General features: G+C 44.4%; 21 protein-coding genes. 10 read left to right on the forward strand and 11 right to left on the reverse strand.

The features are described 5' to 3' along the window. Positions 1-2: 2 nt before the first annotated feature. The 6 genes from DIU38_RS09630 to DIU38_RS09655 form a co-directional block, all read right to left on the reverse strand. Positions 3-1265, reverse strand: a complete 1263-nt coding sequence (locus DIU38_RS09630; RefSeq protein ID WP_208057538.1) for an MFS transporter — start codon at positions 1263-1265, stop codon at positions 3-5. Between the two features lie 10 nt (positions 1266-1275). Further along, positions 1276-3015 (reverse strand): thiamine pyrophosphate-dependent enzyme, encoded by a 1740-nt coding sequence (locus DIU38_RS09635; protein WP_112652423.1) that lies wholly within the window; start codon positions 3013-3015, stop codon positions 1276-1278. Between the two features lie 384 nt (positions 3016-3399). Next, entirely contained in the window at positions 3400-3771 is a 372-nt protein-coding gene (locus DIU38_RS09640) for a DUF1634 domain-containing protein (protein WP_091170571.1), read from the reverse strand. Further along, entirely contained in the window at positions 3772-4608 is an 837-nt protein-coding gene (locus DIU38_RS09645) for a sulfite exporter TauE/SafE family protein (protein WP_112652422.1), read from the reverse strand. It abuts the gene before it with no gap. A gap of 144 nt (positions 4609-4752) precedes the next feature. Further along, the gene (locus DIU38_RS09650) at positions 4753-4953 is read right to left on the reverse strand and encodes a hypothetical protein (RefSeq protein WP_112652421.1); all 201 of its coding nucleotides are present in this window, start codon (positions 4951-4953) and stop codon (positions 4753-4755) included. Positions 4954-5200: 247 nt separating this feature from the next. After that, positions 5201-6163 carry an SLAC1 anion channel family protein gene (locus tag DIU38_RS09655; RefSeq protein ID WP_112652420.1) on the reverse strand — a complete coding sequence of 321 codons (963 nt, stop codon included), beginning with the start codon at positions 6161-6163 and terminating at the stop codon, positions 5201-5203. A gap of 434 nt (positions 6164-6597) precedes the next feature. On the opposite strand from DIU38_RS09655, the gene DIU38_RS09660 reads away from it, so the two are divergent. Then, a complete protein-coding gene (locus DIU38_RS09660) occupies positions 6598-7386 on the forward strand; it encodes an alpha/beta hydrolase (RefSeq protein WP_112652419.1) in 789 nt (262 codons plus the stop codon). Positions 7387-7452: 66 nt separating this feature from the next. Here the strand turns inward: DIU38_RS09660 and DIU38_RS09665 are convergent, their stop codons facing one another. From DIU38_RS09665 to DIU38_RS09685, 5 genes are all read right to left on the reverse strand, one after another. Next, positions 7453-8211, reverse strand: a complete 759-nt coding sequence (locus DIU38_RS09665; protein WP_112652418.1) for an SDR family NAD(P)-dependent oxidoreductase — start codon at positions 8209-8211, stop codon at positions 7453-7455. Between the two features lie 137 nt (positions 8212-8348). Beyond that, complete coding sequence (locus tag DIU38_RS09670) at positions 8349-8684, reverse strand: putative quinol monooxygenase (RefSeq protein ID WP_091170590.1); 336 nt, start codon at positions 8682-8684, stop codon at positions 8349-8351. 40 nt (positions 8685-8724) lie between these two features. Next, positions 8725-9165, reverse strand: coding sequence for a nuclear transport factor 2 family protein (locus tag DIU38_RS09675; protein WP_112652417.1), 441 nt, complete (start codon positions 9163-9165; stop codon positions 8725-8727). Positions 9166-9356: 191 nt separating this feature from the next. Continuing rightward, positions 9357-10145, reverse strand: coding sequence for an SDR family NAD(P)-dependent oxidoreductase (locus tag DIU38_RS09680; protein WP_091170598.1), 789 nt, complete (start codon positions 10143-10145; stop codon positions 9357-9359). A 54-nt stretch (positions 10146-10199) separates the two neighbouring features. Next, positions 10200-10613, reverse strand: coding sequence for a nuclear transport factor 2 family protein (locus DIU38_RS09685; RefSeq protein WP_112652416.1), 414 nt, complete (start codon positions 10611-10613; stop codon positions 10200-10202). A gap of 520 nt (positions 10614-11133) precedes the next feature. Here DIU38_RS09685 and DIU38_RS09690 point away from each other — a divergent pair. From DIU38_RS09690 to DIU38_RS09730, 9 genes are all read left to right on the forward strand, one after another. After that, a complete protein-coding gene (locus DIU38_RS09690) occupies positions 11134-11673 on the forward strand; it encodes a carboxymuconolactone decarboxylase family protein (protein WP_112652415.1) in 540 nt (179 codons plus the stop codon). 78 nt (positions 11674-11751) lie between these two features. Next, the gene (locus DIU38_RS09695) at positions 11752-12711 is read left to right on the forward strand and encodes an MBL fold metallo-hydrolase (protein WP_112652414.1); all 960 of its coding nucleotides are present in this window, start codon (positions 11752-11754) and stop codon (positions 12709-12711) included. Positions 12712-12921: 210 nt separating this feature from the next. Further along, positions 12922-13266 carry a DUF983 domain-containing protein gene (locus DIU38_RS09700; protein WP_317132430.1) on the forward strand — a complete coding sequence of 115 codons (345 nt, stop codon included), beginning with the start codon at positions 12922-12924 and terminating at the stop codon, positions 13264-13266. A gap of 4 nt (positions 13267-13270) precedes the next feature. After that, the gene (locus DIU38_RS09705) at positions 13271-13840 is read left to right on the forward strand and encodes a DUF417 family protein (protein ID WP_112652412.1); all 570 of its coding nucleotides are present in this window, start codon (positions 13271-13273) and stop codon (positions 13838-13840) included. 98 nt (positions 13841-13938) lie between these two features. Further along, entirely contained in the window at positions 13939-14328 is a 390-nt protein-coding gene (locus DIU38_RS09710; RefSeq protein WP_167516131.1) for a DUF302 domain-containing protein, read from the forward strand. Positions 14329-14851: 523 nt separating this feature from the next. Further along, positions 14852-15136 (forward strand): sigma 54-interacting transcriptional regulator, encoded by a 285-nt coding sequence (locus tag DIU38_RS09715; protein ID WP_112652410.1) that lies wholly within the window; start codon positions 14852-14854, stop codon positions 15134-15136. A 551-nt stretch (positions 15137-15687) separates the two neighbouring features. Next, on the forward strand, positions 15688-17829 hold the full coding sequence (locus DIU38_RS09720) for a tetratricopeptide repeat-containing sensor histidine kinase (RefSeq protein WP_167516132.1): 2142 nt from the start codon (positions 15688-15690) through the stop codon (positions 17827-17829). A gap of 1060 nt (positions 17830-18889) precedes the next feature. Then, complete coding sequence (locus tag DIU38_RS33475) at positions 18890-21670, forward strand: sigma 54-interacting transcriptional regulator (RefSeq protein WP_208057536.1); 2781 nt, start codon at positions 18890-18892, stop codon at positions 21668-21670. Between the two features lie 69 nt (positions 21671-21739). Continuing rightward, the gene (locus tag DIU38_RS09730) at positions 21740-23146 is read left to right on the forward strand and encodes a sigma-54-dependent transcriptional regulator (protein ID WP_112652408.1); all 1407 of its coding nucleotides are present in this window, start codon (positions 21740-21742) and stop codon (positions 23144-23146) included. The last annotated feature ends 29 nt before the right edge of the window (positions 23147-23175 follow it).

The following is a 23175-nucleotide window of genomic DNA, read 5'->3' on the forward strand; positions in this document are numbered from 1 at the left end:
TATCATTTCTTCGCGGCAGAACCGGTTTCTTTGATGATCAGACTGATCAGAAATGCCATTCCGGTAGTTGCCAGCAGGAAAGTAACAGCCCCATTAAAATGAACTGCCGGGTCCGCCGCGGTCGTTAAGGTTTTTCCAAAAAAGTGTGCGAACACCGGTCCCAGTATAGCGGTAACACCAAATGTAAGGAAGTTAATCCCGCCGGTCGCACTGCCTTTAACACTATCTGGGTTGGCTTCCTTGATGATGGAATATGGGATCATAGCCGCTCCGGAGGCTATGCCGAATATGAGCATTGTGACAAAAGCAGAGATCAGGCCTGGAAAGTAGGTAAATTGTATTAGGCAGATAACCATCAATATGATGCACAAAGATAATACAGGCTTTCTCCTACCAAGGAGATCAGAAAACCAACCGAGTAGAGGGGCGCCAATCACCCAGCCGAGCGGCACCATGGAGCAGGTAATTACTGCCAAACTATAGGAAAAACCTCGGTCATGTTGAAGGAAAGTAACTCCCCAGGTCATGGCAAAAATCGTGGTAGGAGCAAACAACAACCCTGAAATAAGTCCGCTCAAATAGGATTGAGAATTAGAAAAAACAACTCGGTAAGGAACGAGTATGCCCGAAAGAGTGTTTTGTTGCTGGTTACGCTTATTTTCTGCAGGCGTACTCAGGAAAAGCATTAGTGTGACTATACCGCAGGCAATGCCTATCCCAAGCCAGAATACGGTAACAGGCAAACCTGACCTCAATAAGGGACCGGTCACGAACTGACCTGCCGATCCGCCAAGCATACCAATACATTGGGTTACCCCAATTGCTGTGGCCAGATAACAGGGGGCGAATCCATGGGCAGCGAGATAAACACATCCGGTAAAGGCAAATGCAGAACCTGCTCCCTGAAGTAAACGGCCAAAATCGCCCATGGCTACAGAAGGTGCAGCAAAAGCCAGGCAGCCTAAGAACAATATACCGGTGCCAATAGCGATAGGGTAGCGCGCGCCGAAACGGTCTAAAGACATTCCTGCTATTAAGCTGGTAACAGAATAGGTATAATAATAAGTACCTAAGATACCACTTACACCCAAAGCGTTTACCTTAAAAAGTGTGCTTAACTGGCTGATCATTACAGCCGGTGCCGACCGAATGACATACTCCAGAAAATAGAAAATCAATCCGAAAACCCAGGCTATAATAAAAGCGCGGTCCCGGAACATACGGCTCATAGTGGGATTAGCTGCCGGCGATGTTATGTTTTTCATGTCCTTCGTGTTAATTGTTCAGGTCTTCCAGATGCTTGTAATTGGCCCTCAGCGTGTCGATCACTTCTTCAAATTTCCCCCCAAGCATCATTTTGCCCATATACAGGGACATGCCTTTTACCATTTTGAAGTTTAGTTTTGGCGGCATGGCTAATGCATTGGGATCCGTAAAAACGTTCACTAATACCGGGCCCTGATGTGCCATAGCCTGGGTCATCGAACTTTCCAGCTGTCCCGGATCATGGATAGTAATTCCTTTAATGCCGGTGGCCTCAGCAACCATAGCGAAGTCGGGATTTTCCATGTCGGTTTGATAATCCATAATTCCGGCAACTTCCATCTCAAGTTTCACCATGCCCAGTGACCGGTTGTTGAAGACGATGATTTTTATATTGAGATTGTACTGTTTAATGGTTGCCAGGTCGCCAAGTAACATGGAAATACCACCATCACCGCACATGGCGACTATCTGCCGGCCTGGAAATGCCAGCGCAGCGCCGATAGCCTGTGGCATTGCGTTTGCCATCGAACCATGCGTAAACGATCCAATCAATTTTCGCTTTCCGTTGGCGGTAATGTAGCGCGCGCCCCATACGCAGCACATACCTGTATCGACAGTGAACACCGCATCATCCGTTGCGAGTTTGTCCATAATGAAGGCCACTGCTTCCGGATGTATAGCGTCCGTTTTGCCCTTGTCATTTACATAAATCAGTAAGTGGTCTTTTACCTTTTCATGTACTTGCAACTGGGCTTTCAGGAAACTATTATCTGTTTTTCTTTCGAGGAGGGGCATCAAAGCTGTTATGGTAGCCTTCACATCCCCCCAAAGCCCTATGTCTAATTTCGCCCGCCGTCCCAAGCGCTCGGGCTGAAGGTCAACTTGCACCAGCGTCTTATCCTGGGGAATAAACGGAACGTAAGGAAAATCAGTTCCCAGTAGCAGGATCAGATCACTTTCGTGCATGCTGTGGTATGCGGCTGGTAAACCCAGAAGCCCGGACATACCAACCTCATTAGGATTGTTGTGAGCGATACTCATCTTTCCACGGAAGGAATAACCAACCGGCGCTTGTAAGAAAGACGATAGCTCAACAACTTCTTTATGGGCTCCGGCGGCACCAATGCCGCAGAAAATACAAATCTTTCGATGGGAATTGATCAGTTCGGCTAACTCCTGAATTTCTGCTGCTGACGGTTGAATAGTCGCCGTCGGAAAGTAATTCCTGTCAGCAGATATGTTATCCACGGCCGGTAATCCCGCCACGTCTCCTGGAAGCCCTAAAACGGCAACTCCTTTTTTTTGTATGGCATGCTGAATAGCTGCCTGTGCCATTCGGGGAAGCTGATGGGCAGTATTAGCGATCTGGTTATAATGACTGCAATCGTCAAATAGCCTGGTCGTGTTGGTTTCCTGAAAATAGCCTGAGCCGAACTCCCCGGTGGCGCAGGTTGATACAATAGCAAGTACCGGCACGCCCGAACGGTGCGCGTCATACAAACCATTTACTAAATGGACATGCCCGGGGCCGCTGCTTCCCGCACAGCAGGCCAGGCCTGTAAGTTCTGCATCCGCAGCGGCCGCGAAAGCACCCGCCTCCTCGTGCCGCACGTGGATCCATTGAATGTTCCCATCTTTCCGGACTGCGTTATTAAACTCGTTTAAGCTATCCCCGGTAACAGAATAGATACGCTTAATGCCCGCGTTAACCAAAAGCTCAACAAGTTGTTGTGATACGTTCTTTGTCATTTGTTACTTTGTTTAATTGTTAGGTGAATCCTGGCCGGATGTCTTCCGTCCATCATCAACAAGGAGATAGGGAATGTAGTGCCAGTTAATAATTAATTGATATTCAATTATTTAATTCGAATTCGCGGAAATGAAGGTAGCGATATATCGAAGTTTAGGCAGTTGTGATTGAAATGCCAATAATAGGCAGCGATTAAAGGAATCTGCTGTAGATCTCGTTCAGATAATAGCTGGCGAACGCTTAAAAAACGGTTAATGACCAAGTATCGCTGACAAAATATGAACAAGACTAAAGAAAAGTTCTTGCCGGAGCATCGGGCGGATTGTACCGTGGGATAAGGTCTTGCCATTTGCTATGTATGTTAAACTTGCGGGAATTAGTCTTCAGGAGCTATGCCCGCTAATGATACTGAATAATATGATAAGCAACACCAGGATGGTGATCACGGTGTAGAGGGAATCTTTAGCTAATACAAAGCTCAGTAAGGCGAGCACCACCCTCATCACGGGGGTAGCGATAAGCAACATGATGCCAAAGTTAATGATGGCGGTGCTTTGGAAGGACAAAAGCCCCTGGAAGACCGCTGGAAATGATAGCCTGCTTACACGGAAGGCGCTGAATGCGGCAGGTTCTTCACTGCGGCTGGATAAATATCCTATGCCGCCTGCAACCATAAAAATCAATGACAGGAAGACACCCAACCGCAGGGCGCCGCCAATCAGCTGGTTGATGTTGTTTTTATTGAACTTATCCATTTAATGATGCGCTTTAAGGCCGTTATAGATCATTTGAACCGCCAGCAGGGAAACGACAATTGCAAACAGCATGCGCAGGACCTGCGGTGAATTAATTTTTGTCAGCAGCTTGGCACCCGTCAGTGCCCCGAAGACTACCCCTGTAGCGACAGGCACTGCGATTACAGGATCAATGTACCCGCGCTGGAAGTAGATCACTGCGCCGGCGGCAGCAGTTACGCCAATCATAAAGCTGCTGGTGCTTGTGGAAACTTTAAATGGAATATTCATTACGGTGTCCATGGCGAAAACTTTTAATGCTCCCGACCCGATGCCCAGCAAACCGGAAATAACGCCGGCAAAGAACATGGCGATGAAGCCGCCTGTAATATGCCTGACCTTATAAGGAATGACCTGTGAACCATTGTTATAAGTACCGTTCAGCTTCAGGCGTTCACCTAATTTAGATACCTGTTTTGATGGGTTATCGTTTTTCTTGCGTAGTGACATGACTGAGGAAAAAATCAGGATGGCTCCGATCATGACGGGTATTAAATGTGCCGGGACGAGGGCTGCGTATAAAGCACCCACGATCGCCCCAAGCGTTGTTGAAACTTCTAAAAACATAGGAAGGCGAAAGTTAGAAAGGCTATCTTTAACGTAAGCAGCGCCTGCACCGGAAGAAGTAGCAATGACAGAGATCAGAGACGCCCCCACTGCGTAATGGATGTTGACATGCAGCAGTAAAGTCAATAACGGAATAACAATAAAGCCGCCACCCAACCCTGTCATCGAACCTATTAAGCCTGCCAGGTAAGCTCCGGCTAATATGAAAAAAGTAAATGCAATTAGCGTCATCGGTTAAATGGGTGATTGCCGTTTGTAAATAGAGAAGCCTTGCACGGTGTGCAATCCATGTCGCCTTCTGGCTTGGGGAACAGGCAAGGCCCCGGGAAGCCGCCCTAACAACAGCTTCCGGGTTGTACTTCACCTGTTCTGTAATTAAAAAATTCCTGGTTCATGATCGATCATACGGTGCGAAGATCTCCCGTGGTCCCTGGTTACGAAATCCCCTACGACACGGCCGACTCCCGGAAATTCATGGTCGGGATTGGGCATTTCCTCTTCCAGGTAGGTTTCATGATGATCATGCCCCTCTGGTGCCTCGGCGACTGTTTTCTTTTCTTTCTTTTTTGTTTTCATGATTGAAATCTTTAAGTCTGTTTATGTAAATCACTGTTGTTAATTACTGAAGAGGTATCAATGAAAGTGCCATGTTTTAAATAGTTGTAAGTCAGTTGTTTGTTATTTTTTTTATGAGCGTGTACAAGTGCTTTATATCGCTAATCCGGCCTCCATTGTTGATATATTGTTTTTTACCAGCATTTTATCGGTTTTATAGTACGGCCGTGCTTGTTGCCAGGCTTACGGCCGACCCAGATTTTTGGACTTAAAATGTCTTAGTGGCCACCCGGAACATCGTCATGACAGACAAGTAGGAGATAACGATAGTGGCTAACAGAAGCATCCCGGCGGCAAAGAGCTGATGGGCCCAGTCAGGTTTATTTTCCACATAGGTCAGTGCTGTGATAGAAAGTGCTGATAACGGAAAGCTCACCGACCACCATGAGATTTTAAAGGGACATGCTCGGGGAATTAGAAAAATCTTACTGCCCAGCAGCAGGGCCAAAAACAGATTAAAATAGAATAAAGTTCCGGCTGTAATATCCAGCTTCATCGTCAACTGGTGGTAAACCGTGAAAGCAAGTGCTAATGGCGCAGTTAAAATAAAAAGGGATGGTTGCAGGCCCTCCGGTAAAGGTGCCTGGAAAATCAGCCTGGAGATAAGGATCACGAGAAGGACCAGCGCGAATACTGAACCGATCCCGAAGGCCATCATTGTTATTTCATGGATGCCGGGCAAAGGCAATTGATTACCGATTATAGGTATGTCCAAAGTACCTACGATGGGAAGGACCCATGCAGGCATGGCTGAGTCCGGTTCCTGCCGCTCATCCAGCCATCTTCTCAGCATATAGCATGCAAAAAAAAGCATTAATATGGCTCCGGTACACCAGATGACGATGGCCACCCTGGGAAAAAAATCGATGACGACCCCGGGTAGGAGCAGCAAGCAGATGATATAGGTTGCGAAAAAGCAAATCGTTTTCGGCGACCGGAACTCCTCTATAATTAATTTTCGGAACTTGTACCATTTGACCAGATAACAGGCTGATAAGGCTATAAAGGCCGCAATCGCGAACAATCTGAAAATCAAGTACGGCAATTCCCAAATGTTCCAGATCACTGCAGCCCGCCGCCAGGCAAATGATAAACCGCATAAGCCCATTACGCTGCCGAATATGCTCACCGGCATAAATTCAATAAAGCTTTCTCTTGTGGAGGTTATCATATGGCTAATAAATTAGTTGATACGGTTATGCGAGACCGGGTATGCTAATCCTTTATGATGACACCGAATAAAAGGCGTTCCAATTATTAATTAATTGTTAATCAGTTATTTGTTGTTTGTTGCGCATTCGCCGTATCGCGGTATTACGCTAATTGGTTTTCGTCATTGATATGCCGCTAATTATGAGGTGCTACGGACCCCCACACTCTTTTGACTTATGTAACAATGGATGGATCAATAATGACCTTCTCGACAAAGTCAATTCCGGGTGCCGCTTTGTCTCTATTTAATCAATGGCCCGGACAAAAGTGATATATCGTTATCAATTGAAATGATTGTTCTATTTAAGTTGTTGATAGTTAGTTTATTGTGAGGTGGTATGGGATTGGTTAGATGCTTCGTAAACTAAATCGTTAAATTTTAAACCAATCAAAATGAAAAGTAAAAGATTGACCAAATGGTGTAGGCTGCTGGTATTACTGATGGCAATTGCCTCAGGTTTTACCCTGACCGGTAAGACATACGCGCAGGCCCTAAAAGTTAAAAATGTCGTGATTGTACACGGAGCCTTCGCCGACGCTTCGGGCTGGCAGGGGGTATACAGGGAACTGACCCAAAAAGGATATAATGTGACGCTTGTTCAGAACCCTTGCACCTCGCTTAAAGAAGACGTAAACGCGACAAATTTCGCTATCGACAAAATGGACGGCCCTGTTATACTTGTAGGCCATTCGTGGGGCGGAACCGTGATTACACAGGCCGGCGTTCATCCGAAAGTGGCAGCGCTTGTTTACGTTAATGCCTTTCAGCCTGAGGTCGGCGAAAATACAGTAAAGCTGGCTTCAAGTGCACCGCCAAAACCGGAAAACGGTTTATTGCCACCGGATGAAAAAGGAAATGTATATTATTCAAAAGAAAAGTTCCATGCCGGTTTTTGCGCTGATGTTAGTGATGAGACCGCTGAATTTATGTTCGCTTCATCCGGTTTTATTCCCGCCGAAGCATTTGGAACTCCTGTAACGGAGGCCGCCTGGAAAAGCAAACCAACTTACGGTATTTCTTCGGAAGATGATAAAAGCATTAATCCGGTCATTACGATGAATGGCTATAAAAGGTCAAACAGTATCGTCACCCGCCTTAAAGGAAGCCATGTTGTTTTTATGAGCCACCCGCAGGAAGTAGCAGCAGTAATTATGGCTGCGGCCCAGCAAGTAAGCAAATAGATCCGGCGCAAAAAGAAATCCCTGAATCTGACCAATTCAGGGATTTTTATTTTGTCAGGTGCAGGGCTAAAAATCGATGCCGTATTTAGCCGCCCATTTCCGCTTGATCTTTCTTTTTGCAGTAATAAACTCTTGGTCTGTTCCCTGTGCTATGGCGTCGATGGGGTATCGCAGCGGTCGGAAGCCTTTTTCCATATCAATGAGTGATTGGATACCGTCAGCAATTGCCTGCGGGTTCATATCAAACTCCTGCATTTTGCCAAACATTGAAGTTCCCAGTGCAGCCAGCCGGGGCTCAAAATCGGGATATTCAGCAGTTATTTCGGAACGGTCGGCGTTATGTCCGCCTTTATCGGCCATGCCTGTGGAATAAACGCCGCAGGGAATGGAAACATTTTCGATCCCGAACTCACGCAGCTCTGAATCAATACCCTCGATAAAGGTTTCTAAAGCAAACTTTGAGGCCATGTAAGGAACCATATAAGGAACCGAAAACCCACTTGCTCCGGTCGACAGATTGATGATCAGTCCCTGCTTTAATTTTCTCATAACCGGCAAAGCGGCCTGATAGGTGCGAATAGCGCCATAAAAATTAATTTCGAACATCTTTTTATATGCGTCGATTGAATAGCCTTCAGCGACGCCAAAACCCGTTACGGCTGCATTATTGATTAATACATCGATACTGCCATATTTGTTGATGATGTAATTAAATCCGTTGCTGACCAATTCATCATCGGCTACATCCATTTCCACAACTTCAATATTATCAGTTGCAGCCAGCTCATCTGCAGCATTCTTGTTCTTTCCTGCGGTGTTCCGCATCGTAGCGATTAACGGTCTGCTGGTTAAATCAGCGTAGCGGTAACGCCGCCATCGATAACCAGTGCTCAAGGATTTCAGAAATTCCCGGTCCCACCTCAACAACAGAGGGCGGATAATTATCCTCCCTCTGTTGTTGATCAGTTAGTAGTTTCAGGAATGATATCTGTTTCGCCGGAAACAGTGTAAAGTGTGCCATGTCTTTCAAGGATGCGCACATGCTCTATCACAGCTTTTAAAGCCGCCTGGAACATTTCGCTTTTCAGATGATCGTCAAGGGCTTTTTGATTTACCCAACCTTCGGCCAGTACACAGGTATTAGGATCTACCATATCCCATGAAAAGTGGTAATACACGTTGCCTTCTGTTTTCCTGGTAGCAGATATGTGCGACAAAACCGCGTTGGTGAAAATTTGCTTATCTTCCGGATGAATGGTGTAAGTGGTGTGTACAACCAATACTGCTTTCTTACTCATGATGATCTAATTTATTTGATATGTATGATGGATTAATAATTTATTTCTGGCTTTCCGAAAAGGCCGTATTGAGTTTAACCGGGTCATAGTATTCATACATTTCTATGATCTTCCCGGCTTGTTCCGTGAACATGGTAATGTAGTTTTGTTCATATTCCCTGCCCGTTGCTGCTACCGTGACACAAGCTTCATAGGTTGCAAAGGCCTTGTGCGGGTCCAGAGTCGGATAAACGACCGGGTTGTTAAAGCGGATACCAGGTACCATTTGCAGGAAGGATGCCGTTGCTTTTTTTATTACATCCTTTCCGGCAACCACTACAGGCAGGCCCGCCGACTCTGCATACGGAAATACCAATACAGCATCATCGTGTAAAAGATTTAACCATTCTGCTGGGTCACGGGTAGCTGTGTCCAGAAATTTTAAAACAAGGGAGCTGATGTCTGCTGTGCGGGTACCGTTATCTTCTATCTCCGTTTCCATATGATTTTTATTTTACTCGTCACCATCCAGATTTTTTATTGAAAGCTACCTTTCGAAAAATCCGTGGTTTGATCCGTTTGCAAATGTAAATCGTCTCTTACCCTCCGGCGGTTGACATTTGATAGGAAATGATTTGACAAATGTCAAGCGACGGCGTGTCGAAACATAGCTCATGACAACCGCCGCGTTTACTATACCTGCGCCTGTCCGCCATCAACAAATATTTCGCTTCCCGTCATGTAAGTACTCTCATCCGATGCCAGAAAGACCGCAACAGCTGCTATTTCATCAGGGTGTCCTACACGGCCAAGCGGTGACTCATCGCTGAAAGCCTGCATGGCCTGGTCCTGTATACTGCTGTCGAACAAGCCTAAAAGACCGGGAGTGGCCGTGGCGCCAGGAGAAAGCACATTGACTCTGATACCTTTGCCACGCAGGTCCAGTGCCCAGCTACGTGCAAAATTTCTGATGGCCGCTTTGGTTGCACTGTAAACGCTGAAGGCTGCGGTGCCTCTGGAACCGGTAGAGGATCCGGTCAGGATAATGGATGCTCCCGAAGATAAAAATGGCAGCGCCTTTTGTATCGTAAATAACGTCCCCCTTACATTCACATTGAACGCCAGGTCGAATCCAGCCTCGGTGATACTGCCCAGTGGCTCAAGAGTGCCCAGCCCGGCATTGGCAAATACGATATCCAGCCGGTTGTGACCGGCGCGGATAACTTCGTAGATTTTATCCAGGTCGGCAAGGTTACTGATATCACCCTGGATCGCCGTGGCGTTTTGTCCGATTGAACTAATGGCTTTATCAAGTTCTTCCCGGCGTCGGCCCGTGATGTATACATAAGCTCCCTCGGCAACAAATCGTTTAGCACTTGCCAATCCGATACCGCTGTTGCCGCCGGTAATCAATGCGACTTTCCCTTCAAGCCTTCCTTCAGCTATTGGTGTATCCGACCATTCGTTAAGTTCATTTTCCATATTAAATTTTTTAAGTGTGATTTATTGAAATAATGTTATTGTAGCCGGATACGATCAAAGCAACCGCCTTTCTACTTCAAGGATCGCTACGTCATTGATGCTTGCATAACGCTTCCGCATGAGCCCGTTTTCGTCAAACTCCCAATTCTCATTACCGTAAGCCCGGAACCATTCACCTTTTTGGTTATGGTATTCATATTCAAAGCGCACGGCTATACGATTATCCGTATATGCCCACAGCTCTTTTTTTAACCGGTAATCCAACTCTTTTTCCCACTTCCCCTGTAGGAAATGAATGACCGCTTCCCGGCCGTTTATAAATTGATCCCGGTTTCGCCATTCGGTATCTACAGTATAAGCCATAGCGATTTTCTCAGGGTTCCGCGTATTCCACGCATCTTCTCCGGCTTGTACTTTGATGAGCGCAGTTTCCAGGGTAAATGGTGGGAGGGGGAGTTTTTGTGTCATAACCTCGGTATTTAATTTATTAGCGTTTGATATAAGACTTCAGCAAGGGCAGATCATTGTTCATGATGCTGAAGATAAAATCAAGTGCCATAATTTAAAATATTGAAAATCAGATATTTAATTTGTTTTGTTTTTAAGCTTCCATGCGATATATCAGGTAAATACAAGCGGTTCTTGAAATAGCGCTAATAGAAATCTTGTTTATGGCGATAATCACGAGTATCTATGGAAAGTTGTTCGCGCTTTTTAGTGCGGGTTCGTTCTGAATTGCCGTGAAGTGCCGGAATAATCTGCTTCCGCATACATCTCGGATACAGCTTGACAATTTCAGACTATTGGGATTTCATTTTTTTAGTTCTAATTAACGAAATAACGTGAGGTGAGAATTTGAAGTGTTGTTTTAGCTATCTGTGGTACAGTGTGTTATGTGATTGGCATCAATATTACTTTACGATTCCTGTCCATTTCAGATGCTCATCGTCATCCGGAAGAAGGCATATCTTAAAATACAAAAGTAATTATGGAAGCAATCAAAGTTCCTACCCGGGAAGAAGTAAGCCCGGAGTCACGGGCAATGTTCGATCAGATCACTCAGAAAATTGGCAAACTGCCAAATTTGTACGCAGTAATTGGCTATTCTCCTGCCACTTTAAAAGGTTTTCTGCAATTTGATTCAGCGTTAAGCAGCGGTGTATTCAGTTCAAGGGAACGTGAGGCAATTTACCTCGTTGTATCAGAAGTGAATGAATGTCGATACTGTCTGGCAGCACACACCGTCACCGCAAAAAACAATGGTTTTAACCATGACGAAACAATCAATATCCGTAAAGGTATCAGTTATGAAACCAGGCTCAGCACTGTCATCTGCTTAGCCAAATACATCGCTGAGAACCAGGGCCAGGTAGACCCTGTACTGCTTTGTGACTTTTTCGAAGCCGGTTACAACGAAGATGCGCTGATCGAACTGATCGGTTTGGTAGCACTGCGCACTTTTACCAATTATGTTTACGCTGTTACTGGAGTACCGCTCGATTTCCCGGAAGCCGTGAGCTTAAAATAATAAATAAGAATGGCTTGCCGGTTCAGGACAAGCTGCATATATCCATAAACCGAATTGCTAACAACCAAATAGATTATCATGAATACAAATGACACACACATCAACCGTCGCAGCTTTTTAGCGAGTGCCGGCCTTTTAACCGCAGGCGCTATCCTGTCGCCAAGGTTATTATTCGGGCAGAAAGTAATTGATGGTCCCGTGCAGCAGATCAACAGGGCTGCCGCTACTGCCAAAATCAATGTAACCACACTGAGAGGCAATATTTTTATGGTGGAAGGTTCTGGCGGTAACATTGCCGTTTTGAACGGCCCCCAGGGAAAACTGCTGGTTGACGCCGGTATTGACGTATCAAAGGCCCACGTGGCAGCGGCGCTGAAAACCATCAGCAATAAGCCGATCAAAGTTCTGATCAACAGTCACTGGCATTTTGATCATACCAGCGGAAATGACTGGTTGCATGATGCCGGTGCAACAATTATCTCGCAGGATATTACCCGTGATCACCTGACCAAACGCATTTTCCAGCCCGAATGGAATTACACCTTTGAGCCCCTGCCCAAAGGTGGGATCCCAACTATTACCTACAAAAATGAATACAAGAAGCATTTTAACGGAGAAAATATCCTTGTAAAAACCTATCAACCGGCTCATACCGACGCAGATTCCTCAATTTATTTCCCCAATGCCGACATCCTTCACGTAGCGGACACCTTCTGGAATGGGTATTATCCTTTTATAGATTATGCCACCGGCGGCAGCATTGACGGCATGATTACAGCCGCGGCCCAGAATGTTGCAAACACCAACAAACATACTATCGTTATTCCCGGCCACGGGCCGATAGGTAATCACGCGCAGCTTGTTCAGTTTCATGATATGCTGGCCACGATACGTGAAAGGGTAGCGAGCCTAAAGAAACAGGGTAGAGATTTAAAAGGAGTGATCGCAGCGAAGCCTACCGCTTCATTTGATCCCGTGTTTGGCAATTTCGTTATTAAAGGTGATTTTTTCGCCAAGCTGGTATTTACTGGCGTTTAACCGGGGCAGCTGTTGGTTGAACAGCAGGACTTTGTGCTGTTCAACCCGACAGATAAATAAGTTTCTGAATCAATCCCAGAGTAGTAATTATAGTTTATGAATAACGCTAACAAATGGCCGTTATGGCCAGCCGTGATACATGCAAAATGCCCCCGCTGTCGCCGGGGAAAAATGTTTGCGAATGCGATGTACGGATTCCACGGACAACAGATGCTGAAGCAATGTGATCATTGCAAACTTACCTATGAAATCGAACCTGGTTATTTTTATGTGGCGATGTTCGTCAGCTACGGCATGAATGTTGCGGTATTGATTACACTTTCCGTCGCCTTATCGGTTCTTACTGGAAGTACTAACCCGTGGCTGTATGTAATAGTATTGCTAACCGCTTCATTAATCTTGTCCCCATTTAATTTCAGGTATTCCAGGGTAATCCTGCTTTACTGGCTCACCCCTGGTCTCAGTTATCAGCCGGAGTACAGCGCTGATAAGCCCGAATCAGTTTTGCCGGCATCTGACCCCGGCGACAGCATAGCGCCGTTAAATTTAAATTAGTAATATGCAAAGCTCACTCCTTTCTTTTATCGCAGGCATGGAGCAGGCCGGACGAAATGTTATCCGCGCTGGTGTCGTCATAGCATTTCTGTGGATTGGCGGCCTTAAATTTTTCACCTATGAAGCTGAAGGTATCGTTCCGTTTGTAGCGAACAGCCCGATCATGTCTTTTTTTTATAATGATCCTGCAGCCTACAAAAAACATGTCAATAAGGAAGGTGAACTGTTTCAGAAAAATCATATCTGGCACACTGGTAACGGTACTTATCCATTTTCGAGGGGGCTGGGCGTATACCTGATCGTTGTAGCCGTGCTTGTGGCGCTATACCGCGTATGGCCAACACCAAGTATGATTGCCAGCATCCTGGTTTTCCTGATGACCGCGGTAACGCTTTTCTTTCTGGTCACCCCCCCCGAATCCTGGGTGCCAAATCTTGGTGATGCTGATTGGGGATTTCCATTTTTATCGGGCCGTGGCAGGCTGGTACTCAAAGATACCGTCATCATGGGCGGCGCGATTATAACCATGAGTGAGTCTGCGGCTATTTACCTGGATCGCCATCAAAAAAAATGATACAGTCACAATTCAATAAGAAACCTTGCCGCAGGCAATTTTTGCCAATGGTTTCACTCGCCAGAATTGCTATATTTTCACCTTCAAATATTTGCGTTATGTTCGAACCTAAAGGCGTATTTATTGAAAAAAGTCGTTTTACTGCTGAAGCAACTGTGGTGCGTCTCTGCTCCGTACTGAAAAGTCGCGGTGCAAAGGTCTATGCAGTAATTGACCAGCAGAAAGAATTAAGTACTGCTGACATTGCTATCCCACCGATGCATTTAATATTATTCGGGAATCCTAAAGTGGGCGGCAAGGTACTTTCAGAAGTTGCCGTTTCGGGTATTGACCTACCGTTAAAAATCCTGGTGTGGGAAGATACGGCACATAACATATCAATTGCCTATAATACTGCAGCATATCTGCAGGAACGATTTAACCTGAAACCGGAAGTCGCTAAACTGTTTGACCTAAGCAGTGTTATTCAATCTGCGTTAAATGATTAGGATAGCAATTTATGCAACATTAATGTTGCGCTAAAGTAATTTCATTATTATAATTATATGGCCAATTATCAATGATTGGATTCCCGGTGTTAACCGAAATTTTAATTGTTGCTATAGATTATTAAAAATGGCCTGTAATTTTAATGATTAGAACTTTAAAAGGTGCGGATCTAAAAGAAGAATGGAACAATTTTGTCTTCTCAGAAGATGAGAATTCTTTTTGACGCCCTTTATACATACTATTTTAAATACTTATACTACATTGGCCTTAAGAAAGAATTCCGTACCGATAGGACCAAGGACGAAATCAATGACCTTTTCCTTTAATTTGGGGAATACCGGGAAACCTTAGCCGGCGTACTCCACTCTCATAATTGTATCATCACATGTTTTCTTTGTCGACTGTACCGTAAAGACAAGCTTAAGTTTGATGATAGCGTATTGCTTGAAAAGTGCCTTGACCTTTTTGTTCAGCCATAAGCTGAAAGCCTTCTGCGAGTGCGGCAATCGATGGGGACCTTAAATGAACCTGCAGGATAAATATGGTGTTGATGGCAGAAAGGGAGATGTCCGCGTCATTGCGGCCAACAACAAGAATGTCGAAGAAGAAATCAGTGTCAGCCGTTTCCTACTGAACTTATACTACAGGCTGAACGTTTTTCTGATTTTGTTACCGCAACTACTTGAAAGCCAAGGCGACATATTGTTGCTGACCGATTGTTTTCTGAAAAAATACGCAGGTAAACAAGAAAGATCAATTACCGGCTTTTCCGACAAGGTTATCGCGCAAATCCGGAATTATATTTAAATCAAAGTCGCCCCAATGTTGGCACATTTGCTATTTTCAAAAAAAGCGTTTAATTTTATTAGGTGGACTTTTCAGTCCCCGAAGAGTTAAAATGTTCTTTGTGTCTGTTTTCGCATTTTTGCAATTGTCAGCCATGTCTAAGAAAAATTAATTTGATGCACCTGTATTCGAAGGAGTCAATGTAAGGCTATTGATGGCATTTTGCTGTGTTTTTTCCGAACCGTCGATAATATTGAAGTGCCATGGCCAATAAATTTATGTTGTTGAACTTGCTGGTATACCTTATTATCTATCCAGTAACGATCTATGCCCAGACTTCCCGATTAAGCTCCGAAAAACAACAACTTTGGTTACAGCTAAGTTTAAATTTTTATACGGTTGTAAAGGAGGGACAGGTAGACCAGGATAGCAGTCTTGTTCTGGTAAGCCGAAAAGGCAGATTAAGCAGGTGGACGGTGATTACAGATGGCTTTAGCGATGATATCGCTAAAGAAGATAATAAATGGATAGATACCCGGCAAACCCGGCAAGCCGTAAAAATATTGGGCACTTTGCATGGGATAGACCATGTTAAGTTGCTGGTACTATTAGGCTCTTATTATGCTTTCCAACCAGGTTACAGCCAAAATGACCGGGACAGTGCTCAATATTTTTTATCAAAAGCCAAACAGGAGAGCGAGGCGCTTCATTCAGCATTCTGGTCAAACCAAAGTCTTTGTTTATTGGGCAAAAACTATTTCAAAGGTAACCAGGTAGAAAAAGGGACAAAGTGCTTTACGGACCTGATTAATATTTGCCAGAGAGCGAATGACAAGGTAACGGAGGCAAAAGCCTGGGATTACCAGGGCACCTATTGCCCACCGTTACCTGCTACTATTATGTTGAAAATAAATAGCTTAGCGAAAGCCAATATTTTGTATCAGCAGTTGAATAAGCCTGCGAAGCAAGTTAATACATTAACGAATTTGGCGTACCTGGCCTTTGTTTTAAAGGATATCAAAGGAGCCGAAGTAAATGCGTTGAAAGCGCTACAACTGGAAAATGCCATGGCTTTTCCCTACACTCATTACAATTACGATCTGCTTTCGTTAATCTGCAAGGTTAATGGTAACGATGATAGAGGCACGAACTATGGGCTAAAGGCTGTTAGAGCATCGCAGGAAACTAAAGATAGTATTGGATTGGGATATTTTTACGCAAGAGTTGCCGATTTGCATTATGGGAGTAAAACAATATCCGCATTTGCATCCTATTGGTTCAAAAAAGCGGTGGAGGAGTTAAGTAAGAATGGCGATCCTGCCATATATCGAGCCCTTTTTAATTATACCTCTTATCTAAATGAGAGCGGCAAGTCAAGAGAAGCGATACTTCTGTTATCAAATACACTTAAAACTATTCCTCCTGCAAGTCTTGTCGATAAACAAATGGCCTATTTATCGATAGCCGCAAACTATAAAGATATAAACAACTATAGGCAGGCTGAAAAATATTTTTTAATGGCTGATCATCTTTCGGATCAAGACAAATTAATTACAAAAGATTTCCGCTCGGCTCAAATTAAACTAAAAATAGGAACATTTTATTTTGAAATAAAACAGTACGATAAGGCAAAAAGTTACCTTCAGAATTCTTTAGCAATCCCCGTTATTAAAATGAACGAACCAATAACTTTTTCTGCAGCCAATTGGATGCTCTTTAAGATTGATTCGCTCCAGGGAAATTACGAATCTGCGGCAAAACATCTCCTACAATATGTAACGTACTATAAGAAAATAGTTGAATTAAATGATGCCAAAAATATAGCAGGTATGAAGATTCAGTTGGAGATGACCCAAAAGGAAAAAGATCTCCAGATTCTTCGAGCTAAAAACGCGCTTCAAAACCAACAAGCCGATAACGTTAGGAAACTAATATATATCGGTGTGGCTCTGACCGTTTTAATCATAGGAATGATTTATTATCGATTTTATATTAATAGGAAAAACAATGAAAAGCTACAAGCTCAAAAGGATGAAATAGATCATAAGAACCATCTGTTAGAGAGCTTGCTACACGACAAAGATGTTCTCCTACTGTCAAAAGAATGGTTGCTGAAAGAGGTGCACCACAGGGTTAAAAACAATCTGCACACCGTAATATGCCTTTTAGAGTCGCAAGCAGCTTATTTGGAGAATGATGCGTTGAAAGCCATTGAAAACAGCCAGAATCGCATTTATGCCATGTCGTTGATTCATCAAAAACTTTACCAGTCGGAAGATATAAAAACGATCGATATGTCTGTTTACATCCCCGAATTTGTAAGTTATCTTAATGATAGTTTTGGAACCACCAGTCAGATCCGTTTTGAACTCGATATTCAGCCGCTTAGGTTGGCTGTATCCTATGCAGTACCTTTGTCGCTGATCATTAACGAGGCCGTAACCAACTCCATAAAATATGCTTTCCCTGGTAAAAAAAAGGGGGCTATAAGTATTACTATGTATCAAATTAATGAACAGGTTGAATTAATAATTGCGGACAACGGTATTGGAATAAACGCGCATAAATCTGGAAGCCATTCAGGGGCTTTAGGCTTGAAGCTGTTGCGTGGTCTTTCCGAAGATATAAAGGCGGAAATCAGTATTGAGAACGTTAATGGAACAACAATTACGCTTAAATTTAAAATAGACGAGATGATATACGCAACGGCTTGAAATTAAAGGAACAATCTGCCTCTTTTTAATTTCGCTCAATAGCGTTCTCAAACTGCGTAACACATTGAGCCGCTACTCACTTCAAATCACTCAAAAACTGATTCGATAAATGCCCAGGTGGGCGCACTTTAATAAAAAGCCATTTATTTGTATAGGAAACGGCTTTTTCTTTCCATGAGCCTATTTTAAGCTATCTGTGCCTCATACATTTGGTGACTCAAACGTCAGGGTTTACAAACTTTCTTTCTTCACGTAGCGGATACCTTCTGGAATGGCTATTATCCTTTTATAGATTATGCCATCGGCGGCATGATTACTGCCGCGGCGCAAACACCAATAAACATACTATCGTCATTACCGGCCGCGGCCCGATAGGCAATTATGTTTAGCTTGCTCAGTATCATGAAATGCTGGCTATGGCCAGCTGTGATACACGCAAAATGCTCCTGCCACCGGGTGGAATGTTTGTAAGCGCAATGTATGGACTCCACGGACAGCAGAATGCTAAAATAATGTGATCATTGTAAACTCACCTATGAAATCGAAACAGGTAATTTTTATATGGCGATGTTCGTCAGCTACGCCATGAATGTGGCGCTATTGATTAAGATTTCCGTCGCCCTGTCGGTTCTTACGGTAAGTACTGGTCCATGGCCGGATGTAATGACCCGCCTGACCGCTTTATTAATTTTGTCCCCTTTTAATTTCGGGTATTTCAGGGTGATCTTCGTTTATTGCTAATGCTTACGACAGCGGATCCGAAGTTAGAACAGCTCTGGTGGGGGATGAGCAGCAACCGAAATGGGCATCGCTATCGCTGCCTGGAAGGTCCTCATTTGGAAAGCGGACGACATCATTAAACCATACATAAATAAGCGATTGGTGAAATATCACCAATGCCGTTCAGGCTTGATGATATTTCGTCAACGTTCAAATAGGAAATTAAATTAATGTACTTAAAATCAATAGTTTATTTTGTGGTACCGGAATTGTAAATTGCTTTTCGGCTAATCTCATTTCCAGGTTAAAACAGTTTTAAACCCTATTAAAATATTTAGTTATGTTGAACTCCATCAAACACGCCGGAACTGAAGAAGTCAGATACAAAGCACTTTCGGATATGCTGAATGAACACCTGATCAGCATGGAAAGTCTGTCTGAAAAATTTAAGGATGCGATTTTAACACATCTGCTTTCGGCAACATTACATGCAAACGACGACGAAAAAGCAATTCTGCTCAACCTGAGTAGCGAAGTCGCCGCATCCAGAAACAGCGAAGACCTCCTGGAGGCAGTACATGCCAAACTGGCTTCATTTTTTGATATTGAAGGGCTTACCATTATCCTGCACAGCGCGGAAAATGATAGCTATCAATTTCATGAATATGAGAAAGAACGAACTTCTGCGGGTGATATACAATTAAAGGTAAACAGGCGGCATGAACATAATTTACAGCTGAGACCTGTGATCAACGAAATGGCGGATGCCTTAACGGACCTGTCTTTTGATACCGCTGAGTTTGTGGAGCGATATCCGGAAGTTGATCTGTTTAAATCCTGGGAGGCAAGAGGCTGGCAAAACTTTGCCGCGGTGACATTGAAAGTCAGCGGGGAAACGTTGGGCCATCTGATCCTGCACATGTTCCCGCATGCGGTTGCTTCGCTGCGTATCAATTTATTAAGGGGAATCAGCGCTCAGCTTTCGGTCGCCCTTTCTAATATCAAAATGGTAGAGGAAACGATGCGCCGAAGAAATGAAATGGAATTGTTGCTGGCCATTAATACTGATATTGCTTCTGTCCGCGGTACGGATGAACTGGCCAGGTTTATCAAGGATAAATTTAAGCAGCTATTGGGCTGCAGTCACACCATGATCGCTGTCCGGAATAACGACGGGCTCACCTATAGTGCTTTCCTGTTGGATGAGGATGCCCGTGCAAAAACACATTTGTCTAACCTCAGTGCCCGTGACAGTAATAAAATCAACGGCCCGGTACTGAACCAGGCAAGGCAGACCAGTATCCCGCTGTTGTTCGATCTCGATGAATTGGCTTTACAGGAATATCAGCCGTTATATGTCAAGATTAACCGCCAGCTTCAGCAAAAGACCTTGCTGGTGATCCGTCTTGCTAAAGGCGAAGAAGTATTCGGTTTTTGGCTGATTTACTTCAAGGACCGCGACATTATTACCACCGGTAAACTACAACTGATCCAAAGTTTATCTTTGCAGCTTTGCATTTCCGTGGCGAATATCCTGGCGAACCAGGAAATCAAATCACGGGAGGAGGAGAAAGGGCGTTTATTAAAGTTCAGTAGCGCTATCGCACCGGTCAGGGACCATAAATTGCTGGCTAAAATCCTTAAAGTGCAGTTTCAGGAATTGTTCGGAATTGAAGATTATGTCATCCATTTATTTGACCGGGAAAGTCAAAAGTGCATGCCGTTTCTCTATGATGCGTCACAAGCGGGGGCTGAACCGGATGAACTGGCAGATAATTTGAACACGCTGATGACTTTCCCGGAAAGTATTCTTGACCTAATTACAGAGGTTGACAGCCCGGTATTGTACGAAGTAAACGATAGCTGCCTGACCTTGCTTCCTGGTCCAATGACAGCAGACGCCCAGTCAGACAATACGCGCATCGGCATGTTCATACAAATCGGTTCGGAGGGGATTGCCGTTTTAAGTTTTCTTCACCCCGATTTTCGCCAAGTCAAACAACAGGAGGTTTTACTAAAAAGCATTTGTTCACAGTTGTCAATCGCCATATCTAATATATTGGCCAATGAAAAGGTGAACCAACAACTCATAGAAATTGACCGTTACAAACATCAACTGGAGGAAGAAACAATTTATCTGAAGGAAGAAATAGAGGTAAATCAAAATTACGCAGAGATTATCGGTGAAAGTCAGGTGATGCAAAAAACGTTTCGCATGGTTACACAGGTTGCTTCTTCAGACAGTACGGTGTTGATACTGGGCGAAACAGGGACGGGAAAAGAACTGATAGCCAGGGCTATTCACAATAATTCTCCGCGCAAAAACAAACTGATGGTGAAGGTCAATTGCGCAGCGCTTCCGGCAAACCTTATCGAAAGCGAGCTTTTTGGTCATGAAAAAGGCAGTTTTACAGGTGCAACGGAACGCCGCCTGGGCAAATTCGAGCTGGCAAACAATGGCACCCTGTTTCTGGATGAGATAGGAGAGATGCCCCTTGAGCTCCAGGTAAAGCTGCTGCGCGCCTTACAAGAGAAAGAGATTGAACGTGTGGGAGGCCGTGGCACGATCAAAGTAAATGTTAGGATTATCGCGGCGACGAATCGCGACCTGGAAAAGGAGGTTGATGAAGGCCGCTTCCGCAGTGATTTATATTACCGTTTGAATATTTTTCCTATCGAATTGTCGGCACTGCGCGACCGTAAGGAGGATATTCCGATCCTGGCGACGCATTTTATCCACCGTTATGCTAAAAAAACAGGGCGTCAGATAACTACGCTCGGCAGCAAAGCGCTGCAGGAAATGGTCCACTACAGCTGGCCCGGAAATATCCGGGAACTTGAACACTTAATTGAACGCAGTATATTACTGAGCACCGGGCCAATGCTGAAAAATATCCATTTACCAACTAATAAACCCAAAGGAACGGCCGCCACCTCAGCAGGCGAAATAGCGCTGAAGACCATTGATGAAAATGAATGCGACCATATTTTAAAAATCCTCAAATACTGCCAGGGGCGTATATCCGGACCAGGTGGTGCTGCCGACATACTGGGCGTGCCGCCAAGTACGCTTAACTCGAAAATTAAGCGGCTTGGTATCAAAAAGGAACATTTAATATGATGCTAATAACATAATTGATGATTATAGAGCGATTAAACCACACAAAGTTGACCATCAAATAATATAAACGTGAGAACAAAAATATTGATTGTTGAAGACCAGTTTATTGAGGCCAATAACATGCAGGGGATCCTGGAAAGGGCAGGCTACAAGGTAACAGGAATTGCCCGTTCGGTGCCCATCGCTTTAAAAATGGTTGAAAAAGAAAAACCAGATATGGTTATGCTGGACATCCTTTTACAAGGAAATCTGACGGGTATCGATCTTGCGGGAAAACTGCGCGAAATGAACATTGCTTTTGTTTACTTATCTGCCAATTCCAATAAGGAAATACTGGATGCAGCCAAAGCTACCAAACCTTATGGCTTTCTTGTAAAACCGTTCCGGGCAAAAGATGTATTGATTATGCTGGATGTTGCCTGGTATCTGCATCAGCAGGTAGAAGAGGAGGCAAAAAACCGCGAAGCTTATCTTAAAAGGGCTGGTTCTGCGGTATCAGGAGGCCTTCCCGAAATCATCGGCAATAGTCCGGCCATTGCGCGCATTATGAACAGCGTAAAGATTGTCAGCCAATCAAACACGGCCGTGCTGATTTTAGGAGAAAGCGGCACTGGCAAGGAATTGATAGCCCAGGCGATACACAAGTTGTCTGACCGTAAAAATAAACCGCTGATCGTTGTTAATTGCGGGGCGCTGCCCGCAAATCTGATTGAATCCGAACTTTTCGGGCACGAAAAAGGTTCCTTTACCGGCGCCTTCAACAGGCGTGTAGGTAAATTTGAACAAGCCGACGGTGGCACGATCTTCCTGGATGAGATTGGTGAGCTCCCGCTTGACCTGCAGACAAAGTTCCTACGGGTTTTACAGGAAAAGGAAATCGAACGGATCGGCGGCAATTCGAAGAAAGTGGATGTGCGCGTCATTGCGGCCACCAACAAGAATCTTGAAGAAGAAATCAGCACCGGCCGTTTCCGTCTGGACTTGTACTACAGGCTGAACATTTTTCCGATCTTGTTACCGCCCTTAAGGGAAAGACAAGGTGACATATTGTTACTGGCCGACTATTTCCTAAAAAAATACGCGGTTAAACAGGGAAAGTCGATCACCGGCTTTTCTGACGACGTGATCACGCAAATCCGGAATTATAGTTGGCCCGGCAATGTCCGTGAACTGGAAAATATGATGGAGCGAAGTGTGCTGCTTTCGATGGGAACGCTGATCACCAGTTTGGTGCTTCCTAAGGATAAACGGAAAGCCTCGATTGAAATTGAAGCAGACAGGCAAAAAACTATGGAGGAGAATGAGCGCGACCACATCCTTGCTACATTATTTAAATGTGACTGGAAGGTTTTTGGTGAAGGAGGGGCGGCCGAACTGCTGGATATTAACGTATCCACATTAAACTCGAGAATGAAAAAACTGGGGATAGACAAGAAGCACTATTTTAAAAATAGCGGTGAAAACAAAAATGACTGATCTGAACTTACAACTGTGTTTCGCAGCCG

Origin of the sequence: Mucilaginibacter metallidurans, assembly GCF_003286435.2 — a bacterium.
Classification (GTDB): Bacteria; Bacteroidota; Bacteroidia; order Sphingobacteriales; family Sphingobacteriaceae; genus Mucilaginibacter; species Mucilaginibacter gossypii.

Excerpts from the sequence above, each read along its gene's own strand:
- DIU38_RS09630 (WP_208057538.1), bottom strand. The coding sequence starts at position 1,265 with ATGAAAAACATAACATCGCCGGCAGCTAATCCCACTATGAGCCGTATG.
- DIU38_RS09635 (WP_112652423.1), bottom strand. The coding sequence starts at position 3,015 with ATGACAAAGAACGTATCACAACAACTTGTTGAGCTTTTGGTTAACGCG.
- DIU38_RS09640 (WP_091170571.1), bottom strand. The coding sequence starts at position 3,771 with ATGGATAAGTTCAATAAAAACAACATCAACCAGCTGATTGGCGGCGCC.
- DIU38_RS09645 (WP_112652422.1), bottom strand. The coding sequence starts at position 4,608 with ATGACGCTAATTGCATTTACTTTTTTCATATTAGCCGGAGCTTACCTG.
- DIU38_RS09650 (WP_112652421.1), bottom strand. The coding sequence starts at position 4,953 with ATGAAAACAAAAAAGAAAGAAAAGAAAACAGTCGCCGAGGCACCAGAG.
- DIU38_RS09655 (WP_112652420.1), bottom strand. The coding sequence starts at position 6,163 with ATGATAACCTCCACAAGAGAAAGCTTTATTGAATTTATGCCGGTGAGC.
- DIU38_RS09660 (WP_112652419.1), top strand. The coding sequence starts at position 6,598 with ATGAAAAGTAAAAGATTGACCAAATGGTGTAGGCTGCTGGTATTACTG.
- DIU38_RS09665 (WP_112652418.1), bottom strand. The coding sequence starts at position 8,211 with ATGCGGAACACCGCAGGAAAGAACAAGAATGCTGCAGATGAGCTGGCT.
- DIU38_RS09670 (WP_091170590.1), bottom strand. The coding sequence starts at position 8,684 with ATGAGTAAGAAAGCAGTATTGGTTGTACACACCACTTACACCATTCAT.
- DIU38_RS09675 (WP_112652417.1), bottom strand. The coding sequence starts at position 9,165 with ATGGAAACGGAGATAGAAGATAACGGTACCCGCACAGCAGACATCAGC.
- DIU38_RS09680 (WP_091170598.1), bottom strand. The coding sequence starts at position 10,145 with ATGGAAAATGAACTTAACGAATGGTCGGATACACCAATAGCTGAAGGA.
- DIU38_RS09685 (WP_112652416.1), bottom strand. The coding sequence starts at position 10,613 with ATGACACAAAAACTCCCCCTCCCACCATTTACCCTGGAAACTGCGCTC.
- DIU38_RS09690 (WP_112652415.1), top strand. The coding sequence starts at position 11,134 with ATGGAAGCAATCAAAGTTCCTACCCGGGAAGAAGTAAGCCCGGAGTCA.
- DIU38_RS09695 (WP_112652414.1), top strand. The coding sequence starts at position 11,752 with ATGAATACAAATGACACACACATCAACCGTCGCAGCTTTTTAGCGAGT.
- DIU38_RS09700 (WP_317132430.1), top strand. The coding sequence starts at position 12,922 with ATGCTGAAGCAATGTGATCATTGCAAACTTACCTATGAAATCGAACCT.
- DIU38_RS09705 (WP_112652412.1), top strand. The coding sequence starts at position 13,271 with ATGCAAAGCTCACTCCTTTCTTTTATCGCAGGCATGGAGCAGGCCGGA.
- DIU38_RS09710 (WP_167516131.1), top strand. The coding sequence starts at position 13,939 with ATGTTCGAACCTAAAGGCGTATTTATTGAAAAAAGTCGTTTTACTGCT.
- DIU38_RS09715 (WP_112652410.1), top strand. The coding sequence starts at position 14,852 with ATGAACCTGCAGGATAAATATGGTGTTGATGGCAGAAAGGGAGATGTC.
- DIU38_RS33475 (WP_208057536.1), top strand. The coding sequence starts at position 18,890 with ATGTTGAACTCCATCAAACACGCCGGAACTGAAGAAGTCAGATACAAA.